The sequence below is a fragment of the Flavobacterium laiguense genome, assembly GCF_003097655.1.
Taxonomy (GTDB): domain Bacteria; phylum Bacteroidota; class Bacteroidia; order Flavobacteriales; family Flavobacteriaceae; genus Flavobacterium; species Flavobacterium laiguense.
The window spans coordinates 1-15,851 of sequence record NZ_QCZH01000013.1 but is presented as its reverse complement, the minus strand read 5'-3'; the positions used below and the strand labels follow the sequence as shown (position 1 = coordinate 15,851).

Here is a 15,851-nt window from a genome sequence, read left to right as displayed (position 1 = left end):
CCCCCAACCCCTCTCCAAAAGAGAGGGGAGCTAGTCTATGAATTGGAATTTTATTTTTTTGTTTTTTTGAAATTAAGCCTTTTGGAATTTGCAATTTGCCTTTTATTTTTCACTTTTACTTTTGTATTTGGATTTTATCTTTTTACTTTTACCCAATAAACAAATTCTATTATGTCTCAATCTGTACTGTCTTTAAAAAACGTAAACATATACCAAGAAGGAAAAACTATTTTATCTGATGTTAATTTAGAAGTCAACCATGGGGAATTCATCTACATCATTGGAAAAACCGGTTCTGGGAAAAGTAGTTTATTAAAAACATTATATGCAGATTTACCATTAACGGAAGGTGAAGGTAAAATCGTTGAATTTGATTTGGCTACTTTAAAAGAAGATGACATTCCATTTTTGAGAAGAAAAATCGGAATCGTTTTTCAAGATTTTAAATTGCTTCCGGATCGTACCGTAAAGGACAACATGCTTTTTGTTTTGAAAGCAACCGGATGGGTTGATCAAGATGGAATGGATGCCAAAATTGATGAAGTACTTGACAAAGTAAACATGAAAGACTTTGCCAACAAAATGCCACATCAACTTTCTGGCGGAGAACAACAACGAATTGCAATTGCAAGAGCATTATTGAACAATCCAGAATTTATCCTTGCTGATGAGCCAACCGGAAATCTAGATCCACAAACCAGCGCCGAAGTACTTGAGGTATTACGAAAAATCAATGCCAACGGAAAAACAGTCATTATGGCAACACACGATTATGCCTTATTGATGAAATTCCCAAACAAGACATTGAAATGCGAGGATGCCAAGATTTTTGAAGTGGTACAAAGAACGGTGTAATGCTATCCATTCTAATTCCAACTTACAATTACAATGCATATCCGCTTGTTACCGAATTACAAAAGCAATGCATAGACTGTACAATTGAATTTGAAATTTTGTGTCAAGATGACGCTTCGAATTCAAAATGGAATACAGAAAACCAAAAAATAGACTCCATAAAGAACTGTTTCCTTTTTATTAACAATTACAATCTCGGAAGAGGAAAGAACATCAATTCATTAGTAGAAAAATCGAAATACCGTTTGTTACTAATAATGGATTGTGATACTTTTCCAATACAGAATAATTTCATTCAAAAATATTGCGAAGTCATTCCAAATTCATCAGTCACATTTGGAGGTATACAATACGAGAAAGAAACACCTAACAAAGAGAAGCTATTACGTTGGATTTATGGAAACAAAAGGGAATCTATTTCTGTTGATAGCAGGAATAAAAAACCTAATTTCAGGGCTCTAACTTCCAATTTATTGATAAAAAAAGAAATTTTAGAGCAAAATCCTTTTGATTCAACTATTACAAAATATGGTTATGAAGATTTGTGTTTTTTGTCTGCTTTAGAAACCAATAATATTAAGGTTTCTCACATTGACAATCCGACTTATCATTTGAATTTAGAAACTTCTATTCTTTTTTTGGAGAAAACAAGAACAGCTATTGAGAATCTAGTTTACATTATCAATTCTGATAAATTTTCTACTATCGAAACTAAAATCAATTCGGCTTATATTATTTTAAAAAAATTAAGACTCGTTGCGATAACTACTTTCATTTTCAAGAAAACAGAATCAACAATCACTTCTAATTTACTTTCCAAAAGCCCTTCCCTGTTTCTATTTGACCTTTACAAATTGGGCTATTATTGCAGTATTCAATCCTAACAATTATTGCTTCACCAAACTTTCAAAAAGCGATTTCCATTGTTGCATTGTACTCTCTAAATCATATTTTTTTACATTCTCTTGAGCATTTACAGCCATTTGTATTCTCAAATTTTCATCTTCAATAAGCAATTCCAGTTTTTGAACAAATGAATCTACATTTCCATCTTCAATCAAAAAACCATTTTTTCCTTCATCTATAATTGCTCTTGGACCACAAGGACAATCATAGGCTACACAAGGCAAACCAGAAGCCATAGCCTCGAGCAACACCATAGGAAATCCTTCTGAACGAGAGGTCATAATACACACAGATGAAGACAAGTATTTTTCTGAAATATTTTTTACAGGTTCGTTTAAAATCACATTGGATTCCAATCCTAGTTTTAGAATTGTATGCTTCAAATCCGTCACCGAATCTCCATAAATATCCAGAGTCCAATCGGGGTGTTTTTTAACAATTTCCCTCCAAATAATCAGCAATCTATCTAGTCCTTTTTCATACGAATTTCGAGCAATAGCGATTACTTTTTTAGGTTTTAAATCTAATACTTTTTCGCTTTTAATCCAAGATGGATTAGAAATAACCAAACCGTTAGTAACATTCCATTCATCCAAACCTTCGTTGGACAACGCTACTACTTTTGAAAATTTATTGGCACTAAAATCTTTGAATTTATATTTAAGAAAGCTTGTAAGTTTTGAAATTAAATTTGTCTTTAAATAACTTTCTTCAATATATTTTGAACCATGGCATTCAAAAATAATTGGAATATTAACAGAGAGAATAAATGGTATTATATACCCTTTTAAACCATTATCACAAACGACAATAACATCTGGCTGAATGGTTTCTACTTTACTTTTTAAAGATTTACGAAAAGAATTTAAAAAACTAAAAATCGTTCCCTCCAGCATCATATCATGAAAAAAAATCTTTTCATGAAAAGAATAGAACAAAGGAAAACTCCCTTGATTTTGAGTAAGAACATGAACTTCATAACCAAAATTCTCGATAAGATAATTTAGTTTTAGAGACAAAACTCTGGCAACTCCTCCTTCATTATTCAGTTTGGGAACTATATACAATAATTTCATTTTTTTGAAATCAAAAATTCATCAAAGTCTCTTATATAATCCTCTTCCGAAAAATCATCCGAAGCCAAAACCAAACAAACCGCACCCGAAGAAAAATTCTCCAATTCTCGCCAAATGCCTGTTGGAATCAATAGTCCAACATTCGGTTTATTCAACAAATAACGATTTTCTTCAATTCCGTCATTTACGGTTACTTCAAAACTTCCACTCAAAGCAATAAGTACTTCCTGTTGATTGATATGAGCGTGCCCCCCTCTAAAAGCAGTGCTTGGCACATCAAAAAGATAATAGACTCGTTTGAATTCAAAGGGTAAAAAATCGCTTTGAATGATTCCTAAATTCCCTCTTACATCTTCAACAACGGGTATTTTTAGTATTTGAATCGCTTGTATTGTTTCCATTCTTAAATCGTGTTAATTTGCATTAAATCCAACCATTGTTTTCCTATTGTATCCAATAAAAATGGAGTTACACTTTCTTTTGCATTTTGCTTACAATGTTGATACATTATTTCATCCTCTGCCAATACATTCATCGCTTCGGTAAGTTTTTCTATATTTTGGTCTTCAACGAGAATTCCATTTTTTAAATTACTGATAGTTTCTCTCGGTCCACAAGGACAATCAAATGAAACCACAGGAGTTCCACATGCCAATGACTCCAAAACAACATTTGGCAAGCCCTCATTTTTACTGCTCAAAACTAAAAATCGAGCCTTTTTTAAATAGTTAAAAGGATTATTTTGATATCCTAAAAAGTGAACAAAACCAATTACATTACATTCTTTTGCAACTTTTTTTAATCCTTCATTGTTACCTTCTCCTACTATTACAAGGTGAATTTGTTTATCCTTTAAAACAGAATTGCCATAAGCCAAAATCAATTTATCAAACTGTTTTATATTATTCTCATATTGTCCAATTGCAATTATATAGTCAAAATCAACAGCAATTGGCACATCACACTTTTCATAAATCTCCACTAAATTAACAGGATTGGGAATCGTAATAACATTTCCCAACCCATGTTTTTTTACAATCAATTCTTCCATTTGGTTGGTTAGCGCCACATTGGCATAACAATGATTGTACATTAATCGTGTTAACCAAGAATTATTGGGCATATAATGGTCAATCAAAAAACTATGAACAGTAAATATTGTTTTAGTATTGTACATAAATCTGGCTAAAATCAATTCCTGAATGACTTTGGTTCGAAAACGAAAATCAATGATGAAATCAAAATCGTTTTCTTTAAGATACTTTCGCAAGGAAATCAGTCTTTTAATCTTATTGAATATTCCATTACTTTTATTCTTCAACAAACCCAAATTGACCAATTTTCCGGAATACGGATACGAGACTTCGTCTAAAACAATAATAACATGAACATCAATATTGTTTTTGGCAAAGAAAACAGATAGATTCGCCATCACTTTATCACTGCCACCACCACTTAATCGATAACCAATTAATGCAATTTTATATTTTTTGTGAGGCAATATCATTTTCGTTTTGTTATTTTCGTCTCAAATATAACTATTTTAAAAAATAATGCAGAACAATCCACTCGTTACTATTATTTGTTTGTGCTACAACCACGAGGCCTACGTAGTTGAGAGTTTAAATTCTGTCATCAATCAATCGCATCCCTTTATTGAACTCATTATCGTTGACGATTGCAGTACAGATAATTCAAAAAAAATCATTACGACCTGGCTCGAAAAAAATCCTGAAATTCAGTTTATAGCTAATGAAACCAATTTGGGAAATACTAAATCTTTTAATAAAGCACTAAAACAAGCCAAAGGCGAATATGTAATCGACTTGGCATCGGATGATGTATTATTACCCAATTGTGTGACGTTGCAAATTGATGCTTTCAAAAACAGTCTCTATAAAAACCTTGGAGTGGTTTATGGCAATGTTGAATTGATTTCGGAAAATGGCGCATTTGACTCTTATTATTTTCCAGTAAATGAGCAAAAAAAAGTAATCAAAAACAGAATTACGGGAGATATTTATCACTCTGTTCTTTCTGGCGGGAATAGTATTTGTTCCGTATCTGCTATGATAAAGAAAACCGTTTTCGACCATTTACAAGGATATGATGAAACGCTAACCTATGAAGATTTGGATTTTTGGATTCGTGCTTCTCGTCTTTATGAGTTTGATTTTATTGACGAGCCCCTTGTTCAAAAAAGAATAGTCACTAATTCATTAGGAAGTGACTTCTTTAAAAAAAATGATGCCCGGGCCAAAAAAATAAATCACTCTACGTACTTAATCCTAAAAAAAGCAATTGTGCTAAATCAAACTAGAGCAGAGGATCTAGCTATTCAAAAAAGGGTGCATCATGAAATTGTACATTGTTTTAAAAATCAAAACTATGGTTTGATGTTCAAAAATATCCAACTAAGATTTGAATTGATTTGGCATAAAAGTTTTAAAAATTATTCCTCTTAAAAACAATCTGCTACTACTGTTTTCGCAAATCTATTCTATCGGTTTAAAAATTTATCACACACTTTTTTGATACTTTCTATTACACCAATTCTTTTATCCAATTGCCAATACGAATAAACTACCGAGAACACTAAAACAAGTAAAAGGATACTTTCGGAATAGCATTTATCGACAAAACAGACTGTTGAACAACACATTAAACCCACAAAAATTGAAGAAATCACAATATTCAAAGTATCCTTGCGAAAACCAAATTGATACTTTTTACGCACAATATAATAGACGTAAAATCCATAAAGACTAAAATTTAATACACTTGCAAAACCAATGCCAACTAGTCCGAAAAAGTTATAAAACAAAATAGTCAAACTCACATTTAAAAAATCACCAACCAATTCTTGTTTAAAATACTGTCGCTTATTACCATTTGCCAAAATTACAAATCCTAGTGGCCAAATAATTGCTTTGATTACAATTGAAAAAAGAGCCGCTTTCAATATTAAAATTACCGGCAAAAACTCCTTGGTATAAAGCAACTGTATTACTATTGGAGCAGCTAAATAAAAGAGAGCGATAGCCGGTGTAATGAGCAAAAGCGCAACTTCAATTTGATTGTTGACTAACTCTTTCACGGAAGTGTTTTGTTGATGAATTGCCGTTAATCTAGGGTAAAAATCAATAGACATGGCGCTAAAAACCATTCCAACATAAGAAATTAAAATCACAGTACTAACTTCGTAAAAACCAAGAATCTCAGAAGTAGCACCATTATTATTCAAATACAGTTTGATTAAAAAGGTGCACAAATGACCAAAAACAACATTGATAGACAGCAACAAACCTAGCTTTAAAACAGGAATTGATCTTTGTATAATTTGAGACAATGTAAACGAAACATCAACCGCTCTAAAACTTCTAGTATAATATAAATTAACCCCTAGGTTTATAGCACTTGCGGATAAAATAACAGGAATAATTCCGTCAAACTTATAAACATAATAAATACAAACTGTTGCAATTGTGATTCCTATTGAAGATACAATATTAGAAATTGCAATTTGTTTCAACATTCGTTTTCCTTGTAAAATAGCCACCCGACTTGCGGTACAACTGGTCATCAAAAAATGCAGAGACAAAAAAACAAACCAATGGTAATAATTTGTAGTTCCAAAAGTCCATTGACTTAATAACGTACAAAAAACAACCGCTACAATGACTCCAAATACACCAACACCAAATGCGACTTTTTGAATAATGAAAATTGTTTTATTTAACTCAGAACCATCATCACTTTCATCGGCAATTGCAATTTCACGAACACTTGTTGTATTAAATCCAAAACTTGTGATCGAAGCAATTACAAGTAAGGTATTGTTTAACAGTCCAACAATTCCTATACCGATTGGGCCTAAAAAAATAGCTACAAATTTAGAACCAACAATACTAATAAGCATTTTCATCAATTGCATGATTCCAAAAACTCCAGTGGCTTTCAAAATCGTTTTATGCGAAGTATTTTTGCAGTTCTTACTCATTTTATTCTGTTTTACAACCAAAAGATTGAAATTGATTTTTAAAACAATTTACCCATTTTTTCCATTCAGAAACTCTCAGATCTTGGCTATTTACTCGTTCAAGAATTGATTCAATTTGTAAAGAACATAAATCATTTGGATAATTTTGCATCACATCAAAACTAACATTTAACCAGGCATCGTTAAGGGTTTTATTGAATAAAAACATATCCATTTGGACATTTTGGTAATTTTTAAATTGGTTTGTAGCCGAAGAAAGAAAACCTGTTTTTACTATTTCAGTTTTGGTGTGTGCAAATGCAATTTTAGTTGCATTAGTATTGAGATACTTCACAGCATTATACAATTGCAAACCTTCATCCACTTCATTACCATGATCATTCCACAAAGTCAAAAAATATTCTTTCTTGAACATTACCGCTGCAGTAGAATAAATGGAGTAATAACTTAATGCCCGATTGAAAGTATGAATTTTTAATGCTTTTAAAATTTTTCGTATCTTAAAACAATCATATTTATAAAAAACAAACTTGTACAATCCGGGATTTTTTATATATAAATCGGGCTCAAAGACAACAATAGTCTCTTTTAAAGTTTGCGTTTTGCATTGAATTAATTTGTTGTTTCCCAGCCAGAATAGCTTAACAAACAATAGCTTGTCTTTCGTGCTTTTAATTTTTAAATCATTTAAATCAAAAGATTCAACAAACCACATATCATCCTCTAATAAAACAAAATAATCTGTAGCCTCACTGGCCGCTTTAAGCCAAAGATTTATAGGTATTTTATTAGTTTTTGGTGCACATCCTTTTTCAGTATATGCTACTTTTTTAGCATAAAATTCTGAATGATAAATTTCAATATCCGGGTATTTTCCTTTTATTTTATCAAGGTATTTTTGAGGTGTTCCGTCATCTAAAATTTTTATTTTAAAATTGGGTTGTGCGCTATTCAAATAAATACTTTGAATACAACGATCTAAATAATAAGGCCGATTGAATGATTTAATTAATAGATCCATTGGTTTATTTTTTCAATAATACAACTCACTTCGTCCACAGTCATTATAGGACTTATCGGCAAACTCAACACTTCATCGTGAATTTTTTCGGTTATGGAAAAAGACAATTCATTCCAAGATTGCAATGCCTTTTGTTGATGCGGTGGAATGGGATAATGAATCACTGCTTCAATAGTATTTGCAACTAAATAATTTTGCAAATCTTCTCTGTTTTGGGTTCGAATGACAAAAAGATGAAAAACATGAGATTGCTTCGTTCCTCGCAATGACACGGTTGGTAAAATGATTTTATCATTTTTTATTTCTGATAAATATCGTCTAGCAATGATTCTTCGTTTTTCATTATCGGAATCCAAGTTGGGTAATTTCAAGTTCAAAAAAGCGGCTTGCAATTCGTCTAATCTAGAATTGACTCCTATAAAATCGTTTTGATATTTGTTGACCGAACCATAATTACGCAGCGCTTGTATGGTTTTAGCGAGCTCGGCATCATCTGTTACGACTGCTCCGCCATCTCCGAGCGCACCGAGGTTTTTACTTGGATAAAAACTGTACGCTACAGTTGATTGTAGATTTTTGATTACTGATTTTTGATTGCTGATTGCACCTGCCGATTGCGCTGCATCTTCAACGACTATCAAATCATTTTGACTTGCTATTTCATGTATTGCATCCATTTCTGCCAATTGACCGTAAAGATGTACGGCAAGAATAGCTTTGGTTCTAGATGTTATATTCTCTTGAATTAAACTCGGATCGATATTGTAGGTTTCCAACTTTGGTTCGACCAAAACGGGTACCAAATCGGCTTGCAGAATGGCGAGTATGCTGGCAATATACGTATTGGCGGGCACAATAACCTCATCTCCTTTTTGCAGTTTACCCAGTTGAATAAATCCTTTAAAAATCAGCGTTAATGCATCCAAACCATTCCCTACTCCAATGCAAAATTGAGCTCCACAATATTGGGCAAAATTGGTTTCAAACTCTTTGACTTCCTTGCCCAAAATATACCAACCGCTATCCAAAACCGATTTCAATTTCTCTTGAAAAGCAGTTTCATAGGGTTCGTTTATTTTTTTTAAGTCTAGGGATTTTATCACAGTAACTTGATTTTATAAAAATCCTGACTATAGATAGTACAGCCTAATTCTTCTTTCTGTTTTAAAAGTCCTTTATTATAACCTTCTTCATTATCATCATTTACAATTCCCATATCGAAAAAAAACTTCCCGTCTTGCTTGTACTTTTCGATTAAATTAATACACAAAAAATCAAAAGCTCTCAACTTTTCACCTTGTTTTGTAGTTGCTCCATATTGCGACTTTACTCCATTTTCAGTTTCAAATAAAGTTAAACCTGCCAATATATTATCTTCAAAATAAACAGAATACTGCTTTATATTTTTTGGGAATTTTTTTTTTAAAAGCGAAATTTCGAATATTGAATGTACGGGTTTTGCACTATGCTTTTCTAATAATCTTGGCTGCAAAACTAAATCCCAAAACGTTACTAATTGATCCTCTTCGATTATTTGCAAATCAAACTTTTGATTTCTTCGAAAATGTTTTAATTTACTTTTTGAGATATTTAGCGTAACCGTTAAATTGATTGCCAAATTCATTTCTTTTTTTTCTAAAAAAGCCCCTCTTTTCAGCAATAAAAAATCAACTTCAGCATTACCATTCGGGAAATAAAAAGAAGGTATTGGCTTATACAAAAAATATTTTATCGAATTATCTCTAAAAAAACGTAAAAGATTGTCAACAATATCAGCGACACTTTCGCCATTGACAGCACAATGAAAAACCAATCCCCCATACGTCAATCCTTGATGAGAATATACCACATCATCTACTCTATTGGCAGGCAAAACAGCCACTAACTTTTCGTTTTTATAGACCATCAAAGAATAATCCTCGAATCGATCTTTGTGGTAATCCATAAAATCCCGATGAAACAGGAAAGTAGCATTTTTGGCTTGACTTATAAAGGCATTCCAATTGGCATAATCGCTTTCTTGATACCGTTTGACAGCGTAATTTTTCACAATTTTATTTTAGATTTCGGAAAAGTAAGCATTTATTGTTTATGTTCTAAAGGAGATAAATACCATTTGTATTTTACCGCCATCAAGCGCACGGTAATAATAACCAAAGAAGTGATTAGGTATAAAACATCGTCGTTTAGATTTAGTTTTTTCAGCGAAAAAAACACAATTCCACCCAGAATACAAATGGTAGCATAGATTTCTCTGCGAAAAATCACGGGAATTTCGGTACATAAAATATCTCGAATGACTCCTCCAAAACAGGCTGTCATGGTTCCCAAAGCGATACAAATAGTAGGATGAAGGTGGTAATCTATTCCTTTTTGAATACCAATTAACGTAAAAACCCCCAATCCGATAGTGTCGAATAAGGCAAGTGAAGTACGGAGTTTATCTAATCTTTTTCGGAATAGTATAGTCAAAATAAAACCCAATATAATCACATAAACATAAGTCAAATCCTGCATCCAGCCCACCGGTGTGCGCCCTATCATGACGTCACGCAAGGTTCCGCCTCCAACTGCCGTAACAAATGCAATGATAAAAACGCCAAAAGGATCTAGCTTTTTGTTCATAGCCGTTAATGCGCCTGACATAGCAAATGCCATGGTTCCGATGATGTCGAGTAGATGAAACATTTAGATTGTAGAGTTTAGTCCCGAAAGCTTTCGGGATCTGATTGTAAATTGCAGAATTTAGACCCGACAGGTTTTTGAAACCTGTCGGGTCTAAATTTGATTTTTCAAAATTAAATAAAAAACTACTTACTATTGATTATTTTAGAATTTAAAAAATGGTAGTACCTTAGCGACTTAGTAACTTATCCCTTTACAGACTTGAAACAAATCACTTCCATCCAAAATCCTTTTATAAAATCCTTGGTGTTATTGCAAGAAAAAGCAAAAGCACGCAAACAATCGGGAACGTTCTTGATTGAAGGAAAACGTGAAATTTCATTAGCTTTAAAAGGTGGGTATGAAATAGAAACGATTTTGTTTTTACCCGAAGTTTGTTCGGAAACAGAAACCCGAAAGCTATCAAATAACGCTGAATTGATAGAAATCAACAAAGACGTTTATCAAAAACTCGCTTACAGAGATACTACCGAAGGAGTTTTGGCTGTAGCCAAAGCCAAATCGACGCAATTATCCGATTTGCAATTATCCGAAAACCCATTGATTCTTATTGCCGAAGCTCCAGAAAAACCGGGGAATATTGGCGCGTTATTGCGCACCGCCGATGCGGCTAATCTAGATGCCGTAATTATTGCCAATCCCAAGAGTGATTTGTACAATCCTAATGTGGTTCGGTCCAGCGTAGGATGTTTGTTTACCAATCAGATTGCAACCGGAACAACTACCGAAATCATTGCTTTTTTGAAAGAACGCAACATCAATTTTTATTGTGCTACGCTGCAAAACTCCACTTCGTATCACACCCAAGATTACACTACTCCTACCGCTCTAGTTGTGGGTACGGAAGCAACGGGACTGACCCAAGAATGGCGCGATGCAGCGACCCAAAATATCATTATTCCCATGCAAGGCGAAATAGACAGCATGAACGTATCGGTAGCCGCCGCTATTTTGATATTTGAAGCCAAGAGACAGAGAGGGTTTTAGATTTTAGAATTTAGTCCCGAAAGCTTCGGGAGCAGATTTTAGATTTTGGATTGAGAAATTAAGAATTTAGATTTTTCAGAATAGAGAACATAGAATATAGATTTTGAAACAATTTATTTAGAAAAAATATGAAAAAATACAGTATTTCCCTTTTAGTACTCCTTGCTTTTAGTATTCACTCTTTTGCTCAAATTTCTAATGAAGAAGTGGATAATGTAGTCAATCGGGCTTTAACTGCTTTTAATGTCCCTGGAATTGCAGTAGCGATTGTCAAAGACGGAAAAGTGATATTGGCAAAAGGATACGGAGTAAAATCAATTCAAACCAATGAAAAAGTGGATGCGAATTCACTTTTTGGAATTGCTTCCAACAGCAAGGCTTTTACCACTGCCGCATTGGGAATATTAGTAGACGAAGGCAAAATAAAATGGGGTGACAAAGTCATTGCTTACCTACCCACTTTCAAAATGTACAATGATTATGTGACCAATGAATTTACCATTCGGGATCTATTGACCCACAGAAGCGGATTGGGACTTGGCGCAGGGGATTTGATGATCTGGCCTGACGGCAGTAATTTTACAGCGCAGGATATCACACAAAATTTACAGTATTTAAAACCTGTTTCGGCTTTTAGAACGCAATATGATTATGACAATTTATTATACATCGTTGCAGGAGAAGTGATTCATAAAGTGAGTGGTTTGAGTTGGTGTGACTTTATCGAAAGTCGAATCATGAAACCACTGGACATGAAAAACAGCGCTGGATCTTTTGTCCGTTTGAAAGACACCAGCAACGTCATAGCTCCCCACGTTCCTATTGACGGAAAACTAAAAGTGATATCAAGATACAAAAATCAAATATTGGATGCCGCAGGCGGAATTTACTCAAACGTTAACGACATGAGTAAATGGATAATTATGCAATTGAATAATGGAAAATACGGCAATGATAAGCTACAATTATTCTCCGAAAAAGAACACAATGAAATGTGGAGTCCTCAAACCATTATCCCTATAAACACAAAACCTCCTTACAATAGCCACTTTAGCTCTTATGGATTAGGCTGGTTTTTGAGCGATGTAAAAGGATATAAACAAGTCACGCACACGGGCGGTTTAGAAGGAATCGTCACTCAGGTTACCCTATTACCCGAATTGAATTTAGGGATTGTGGTTTTGACCAATCAACAATCAGGAGCAGCTTTTAGCGCGATCACCAATACCATAAAAGACAGTTATCTGGGCATAAAATCAGAAGATTATGTTACCGTTTATAGTAATAGAGTAAAAGCCAGCGAAGAATCTGCAGATAAAGTAACCGATGAAGTTTGGGCAACTGTAGCCAAAAACAAAAAAGAGAACATAAAAATCGACTTTAACAACTATGTCGGTACCTACAAAGACAATTGGTTAGGGGAAATTATGATTAGTGAAAAGAAAGGAAAGTTACTTTTTGCCTGTAAGCGCTCTCCACAACTTTCGGGAGAATTATTCTTTTACAAAGACAAAAACTTAGTCGTAAAATGGAACAATGCTTATTTTCATGCAGATGCCCATTTGTTTTTTGAATATGATGCAGCCGGAAAAGCAATTGCAATCAAAATGAAACCGATTTCAGAATTAACCGACTTCAGTTACGATTTTCAAGATTTGGATTTCAAGAGAGAATAATACATGTTAGAATATAGAGAATAGAATATAAAGAGTTCGATGAATTCTATATTCTATTCTCTATATTCTTTATTCTAAAATCTTAAATCAAAATTCTAAAATCTACACTCTAAAATCCTCCTCTCCCTTGCATATGTCCCAACTTATTCATATTTTTAAGAATTGAACCATGCCGTTATGATAGAAATAGATATAGAAAAAGAGAACAAAGCGATTGCGCAAGAATATAAAGAGTTACTTCGAATCAGTTACCAAACCCTAACCTCCGAAGATAAAAAGCTGATTCGTAAAGCATTTGACGTTTCCGTAGAAGCACATAAAGACCAACGCAGGAAATCTGGAGAAGCCTATATATTCCACCCAATCGCTGTTGCTAAAATTGTCGCCGCCGATATCGGTTTGGGCGCAACCTCAATTGCCGCAGCCTTAATGCACGATGTTGTCGAAGATACTCCGACCACCGTAAAAGATATTGAGCGTTTATTCAATCCCAAAGTGGCACAGCTAGTAGAAGGATTGACAAAAATCTCTATGGTTCAAAAGGATCTTAATGTATCCATGCAAGCCGAGAATTTCAGAAAAATGCTCTTGACACTAAACGATGATGTTCGCGTAATTCTGATAAAAATAGCCGATAGATTGCACAACATGCAAACTATGGATTCTATGGAAGCCTACAAGCAAGAGAAAATCGCTTCCGAAACCTTATACATCTACGCACCATTAGCCCATCGTCTAGGGCTTTACAAAATAAAAAACAAACTAGAGGATTTAGGTCTAAAATATACCGAACCCGATATTTATAATGACATTGTAAGCAAAATTAGGGAAACCAAGGAAGAACAAGATGCCTATATAAAAGACATTTCCGAAATCCTTAAAACATCATTAGACGCAGAAGGAGTCGACTATATTATAAAAGGAAGACCAAAGTCAATTTATTCTATTTACCGAAAAATGACCACCCAAAACGTTGGGTTTGATGAAGTCTATGACAAATTTGCCTTACGCATCGTTTACAAATCGAATCCGCACGACGAAAAGTTCTTGGCCTGGAAAATATATTCGATCGTAACCGACCATTACAGACCCAGCCCTAGTCGATTACGCGACTGGATTTCTTCCCCAAAATCAACAGGTTATGAGGCCTTGCACATTACCGTAATGGGGCCGAAAGGCCGTTGGGTAGAAGTCCAGGTACGAAGCGAACGTATGGATGAAATTGCCGAAAAAGGGTATGCCGCACATTACAAATACAAAAACGGAGCAACCGAAGAAAATGGTCTTGATGTTTGGCTGAACTTATTAAAAGAAGCACTGGAAAACTCCGAAATAAGCGCAGTCGATTTTGTTGAGGATTTCAAAATGAATCTGTACTCCAAAGAGATTTATATTTTTACCCCAAAAGGAGAAATCAAATCACTACCAAAAGGCGCTACCTCATTAGATTTTGCTTTTAGCATTCACTCCGAAATTGGAATAAAAACCAGAGGAACAAGAGTAAACGGTAAATTGGTTCCTTTAAACTACGAACTAAAAAGCGGGGATCAGGTCGAAATTATAACCTCTCCCAACCAAAAACCAACCATCAACTGGTTGGACTACGTAACGACTTCCCGAGCAAAAAATAAAATCCGAAATGTCCTCAACGAAGACACCAAGAAAATTGCCGAAGACGGAAAAGAAGTGCTTACACGTAAGCTAAAACACCTCAAAATCACACTAAACGAATCAACTATTAATGAGTTGGTCAACTTTTTTAAATTAAAAACAAGCTTAGATTTATTTTACAGAGTGGGTGTTGGATCGATCGATAATCAACAATTAAAAGATTACGCGGTTCAAAAAAGCAACACCTTAATTAACTTTTTCAAAAACAAAATAAAACGTTCACACAGCACTTCTGATGTCGATATCCACAGACAAGTCATCAGCAGTAATTATGACATGCTTGTTTTTGGCAAAACACAAGACAAACTCGACTACAAATTATCTTCCTGTTGCAACCCCATTCCAGGGGATGAAGTTTTTGGTTTTGTAACCATAAATGACGGAATAAAAGTTCACAAAAAAGATTGTCCAAATGCCCTAGCGATGCAGGCCAATTACGCCTACAGAATCATGCAGGCCAAATGGATTGACTCGACTCAGCAAGATTTCAAAGCCACCATCAACATCATGGGAATGGACACTTTGGGACTCACAAACGAACTGACAAAAGTGATTTCAAACAATATGAATGTGAACATTCAAAGCATTTCATTGAGTGGAGATGCAGGAATTTTCAAAGGACAAATATCCGTCATCGTTCCCAACATCACCATTCTGAAAAAACTAATCGACAACATCAAAAAAATTGACGGAATCGACAAAGTAACAAGAGTTTACAAAAACTAAGACCTAAAAATAACTACAACACTCTTAATTGTTAAATTCCAAAAAATAAAAACCGAGAACTTCACTCCAAATAAATAGTTTCAAAAACATTTGGGCGTGTCACCATTAGAGAAAGAGGCCAACTTATAGTACCGCCTATTTGACCTCTTTCCCTAATGCTGTCGGGCTATACGCCTTTACTTTGTATTTGATAAAACACTAAATTTATTCAAAGGAAAACAGAGGTGAACTATGCTATCCGCCAAGCT

General features: G+C 34.1%; 14 protein-coding genes. 6 read left to right on the top strand and 8 right to left on the bottom strand.

What is annotated here, in order from left to right; translation table 11 throughout:
- Positions 1-171 precede the first annotated feature (171 nt).
- On the top strand, positions 172-855 hold the full coding sequence (locus DB891_RS11525; RefSeq protein ID WP_116763687.1) for a cell division ATP-binding protein FtsE: 684 nt from the start codon (positions 172-174) through the stop codon (positions 853-855).
- Positions 855-1,739 (top strand): glycosyltransferase, encoded by an 885-nt coding sequence (locus tag DB891_RS11520; protein WP_116763685.1) that lies wholly within the window; start codon positions 855-857, stop codon positions 1,737-1,739. The genes DB891_RS11525 and DB891_RS11520 overlap by 1 nt, the downstream gene beginning before the upstream one ends.
- 3 nt (positions 1,740-1,742) lie before the next feature.
- On the opposite strand, the gene DB891_RS11515 is transcribed toward DB891_RS11520, so the two are convergent.
- The 3 genes from DB891_RS11515 to DB891_RS11505 are packed head-to-tail and all read right to left on the bottom strand — an operon-like array spanning position 1,743 to position 4,338.
- Entirely contained in the window at positions 1,743-2,837 is a 1,095-nt protein-coding gene (locus tag DB891_RS11515) for a glycosyltransferase family 4 protein (protein WP_116763683.1), read from the bottom strand.
- Positions 2,834-3,238, bottom strand: a complete 405-nt coding sequence (locus DB891_RS11510) for a sugar 3,4-ketoisomerase (protein WP_116763680.1) — start codon at positions 3,236-3,238, stop codon at positions 2,834-2,836. The genes DB891_RS11515 and DB891_RS11510 overlap by 4 nt, the downstream gene beginning before the upstream one ends.
- Before the next feature lie 2 nt (positions 3,239-3,240).
- Positions 3,241-4,338 (bottom strand): glycosyltransferase, encoded by a 1,098-nt coding sequence (locus tag DB891_RS11505; RefSeq protein ID WP_189337139.1) that lies wholly within the window; start codon positions 4,336-4,338, stop codon positions 3,241-3,243.
- 52 nt (positions 4,339-4,390) lie between these two features.
- Here DB891_RS11505 and DB891_RS11500 point away from each other — a divergent pair, with 52 nt between their 5' ends.
- Positions 4,391-5,302 carry a glycosyltransferase family 2 protein gene (locus DB891_RS11500; protein WP_116763662.1) on the top strand — a complete coding sequence of 304 codons (912 nt, stop codon included), beginning with the start codon at positions 4,391-4,393 and terminating at the stop codon, positions 5,300-5,302.
- A 35-nt stretch (positions 5,303-5,337) separates the two neighbouring features.
- Here DB891_RS11500 and DB891_RS11495 read toward each other — a convergent pair whose 3' ends face one another.
- The 5 genes from DB891_RS11495 to DB891_RS11475 are packed head-to-tail and all read right to left on the bottom strand — an operon-like array spanning position 5,338 to position 10,546.
- Entirely contained in the window at positions 5,338-6,837 is a 1,500-nt protein-coding gene (locus tag DB891_RS11495; RefSeq protein ID WP_124019515.1) for an oligosaccharide flippase family protein, read from the bottom strand.
- Position 6,838: 1 nt separating this feature from the next.
- Positions 6,839-7,858, bottom strand: coding sequence for a glycosyltransferase family protein (locus tag DB891_RS11490; protein WP_116763658.1), 1,020 nt, complete (start codon positions 7,856-7,858; stop codon positions 6,839-6,841).
- Complete coding sequence (locus DB891_RS11485; protein WP_116763656.1) at positions 7,846-8,961, bottom strand: DegT/DnrJ/EryC1/StrS family aminotransferase; 1,116 nt, start codon at positions 8,959-8,961, stop codon at positions 7,846-7,848. The genes DB891_RS11490 and DB891_RS11485 overlap by 13 nt, the downstream gene beginning before the upstream one ends.
- Positions 8,958-9,908 (bottom strand): FemAB family protein, encoded by a 951-nt coding sequence (locus DB891_RS11480; RefSeq protein ID WP_116763654.1) that lies wholly within the window; start codon positions 9,906-9,908, stop codon positions 8,958-8,960. Before DB891_RS11480 ends, DB891_RS11485 begins: the two co-directional genes overlap by 4 nt.
- A 32-nt stretch (positions 9,909-9,940) precedes the next feature.
- Positions 9,941-10,546 carry a trimeric intracellular cation channel family protein gene (locus DB891_RS11475; protein ID WP_116763653.1) on the bottom strand — a complete coding sequence of 202 codons (606 nt, stop codon included), beginning with the start codon at positions 10,544-10,546 and terminating at the stop codon, positions 9,941-9,943.
- Between the two features lie 198 nt (positions 10,547-10,744).
- On the opposite strand from DB891_RS11475, the gene DB891_RS11470 reads away from it, so the two are divergent.
- The 3 genes from DB891_RS11470 (at position 10,745) to DB891_RS11460 (ending at position 15,603) form a co-directional block, all read left to right on the top strand.
- A complete protein-coding gene (locus DB891_RS11470; protein ID WP_116763652.1) occupies positions 10,745-11,530 on the top strand; it encodes a TrmH family RNA methyltransferase in 786 nt (261 codons plus the stop codon).
- Positions 11,531-11,658: 128 nt separating this feature from the next.
- Entirely contained in the window at positions 11,659-13,206 is a 1,548-nt protein-coding gene (locus tag DB891_RS11465; RefSeq protein WP_116763651.1) for a serine hydrolase, read from the top strand.
- A gap of 177 nt (positions 13,207-13,383) precedes the next feature.
- Positions 13,384-15,603, top strand: a complete 2,220-nt coding sequence (locus DB891_RS11460) for a RelA/SpoT family protein (protein WP_116763650.1) — start codon at positions 13,384-13,386, stop codon at positions 15,601-15,603.
- Positions 15,604-15,851: the final 248 nt, after the last annotated feature.